Source organism: Caulobacter sp. P1_B12_2, assembly GCF_056406675.1.
The window spans coordinates 1-1,229 of the sequence record NZ_JBFTZS010000744.1; the positions used below are offsets into that span (position 1 = coordinate 1).

At 67.9% G+C, this 1,229-nt stretch carries 3 protein-coding genes; 2 read left to right on the forward strand and 1 reads right to left on the reverse strand.

Annotation, left to right across the window (positions count from 1 at the left end):
• The first annotated feature begins 229 nt into the window (after positions 1-229).
• Entirely contained in the window at positions 230-406 is a 177-nt protein-coding gene (locus AC1DZ6_RS25435; protein ID WP_477099863.1) for a DUF4169 family protein, read from the forward strand.
• A 66-nt stretch (positions 407-472) separates the two neighbouring features.
• On the opposite strand, the gene AC1DZ6_RS25440 is transcribed toward AC1DZ6_RS25435, so the two are convergent.
• On the reverse strand, positions 473-643 hold the full coding sequence (locus AC1DZ6_RS25440) for a hypothetical protein (RefSeq protein WP_477099864.1): 171 nt from the start codon (positions 641-643) through the stop codon (positions 473-475).
• 95 nt (positions 644-738) lie between these two features.
• On the opposite strand from AC1DZ6_RS25440, the gene AC1DZ6_RS25445 reads away from it, so the two are divergent.
• On the forward strand, positions 739-1,229 hold a 491-nt coding region (locus AC1DZ6_RS25445; protein ID WP_477099865.1), incomplete at its 3' end, for a LysR family transcriptional regulator.

Here is a 1,229-nt window from a genome sequence, read left to right on the forward strand (position 1 = left end):
GCCCATCTATGACGTCACCCTGTCGGCCGATGGCAAGACGGCGACCATCGCCGGGACCAATAGCCGGGTCGACACCACCAACCTGCGAGGCTGGGCGGCGCGCGCGCCGAACTGATCCGGCTTTTGGTTCGCCCCGCGCTTCCCGCATGACGTCACCGCATGCGGGCTTGCGTGCGGCGGGACTTCCGGATGAGAGTCGGCGCAACGTCGAAACCGCCGCGAGCCCCGCATGGCCGAGATCCTCAACCTGAACCAAGCCCGCAAGGCCAAGGCCAAGACCGACGCCAAGTCCAAGGCCGTCGAGAACCGCGCCAAGTTCGGCCGCACCAAGGCAGACAAGACCCTGGACGCGGCCCGCGCCGACAAGCTGAACCGCGACCTGGACGGCGCCAAGCGCGAGGACTGAACGCCAAGATCCTCTCTCTATGAGAGAGGGTTTCTATGAGCCGCTTGGCTCGACAATTGATATCCGCTAGCGCGGCGCCAGGTAGCGTCGCGGCTTCGCCTGGGCCTCGCGGCTCGCCGCCGCCTTCTGCTCACGCGCCTTGCTCGCCAGCCAGGCCTTGCGGGCAGCGATCCACTCCTGGACCAGCAGCACCCAGCCGAACGTGGTTTCCTTATGGGTCTTGACCGCTTCGTCCATCACCCTCGCCTCCTGTCCGTTATGATGACGGGAATTTCGCGCTTGAAGCGCCGCGTGACAAACGCGGCCTCCTTGGGTAATCATAAGCAGTACTTATGTCAGACATCCTCGCCAGCCTGCCGCTCRGCGCTATCCGGATCTTCGAGGCCGCCGCGCGCCTGAAGAGCTTCACCCGCGCCGCCGACGAACTGAGCGTGAGCCAGGCCGCCGTCAGCTGGCAGGTGAAGGCCCTGGAGCAGCGCCTGAACCAGGCGCTGTTCACCCGTCTGCCGCGCGAGGTGGCCCTGACCCCAGCCGGCGAGCGCCTGTCGCGCGCGGCGACCGAGGCGATGAGCGTCCTGCGTACGGCGGTGTCCGACCTGGTCGACACCGAGGAAGGCGTGTTGTCGATCACCACGGTGCAGAGCATCGGCGGTCACTGGCTGGCGCCGCGACTGGGCGGGTTCCAGATCGCCCACCCCCGGATCGCCGTGCGGCTGGATGCCTCCAGCCGGGTCGTCGACCTGCAGCGCGAGTCGTTCGACCTGGCCCTGCGCGCCGGGTCCGGCGAATGGCCGGGCCTGGAGGCGCACCTGCTGGTCCCCTC

Excerpts from the sequence above, each read along its gene's own strand:
- AC1DZ6_RS25435 (WP_477099863.1), top strand. The coding sequence starts at position 230 with ATGGCCGAGATCCTCAACCTGAACCAAGCCCGCAAGGCCAAGGCCAAG.
- AC1DZ6_RS25440 (WP_477099864.1), bottom strand. The coding sequence starts at position 643 with ATGGACGAAGCGGTCAAGACCCATAAGGAAACCACGTTCGGCTGGGTG.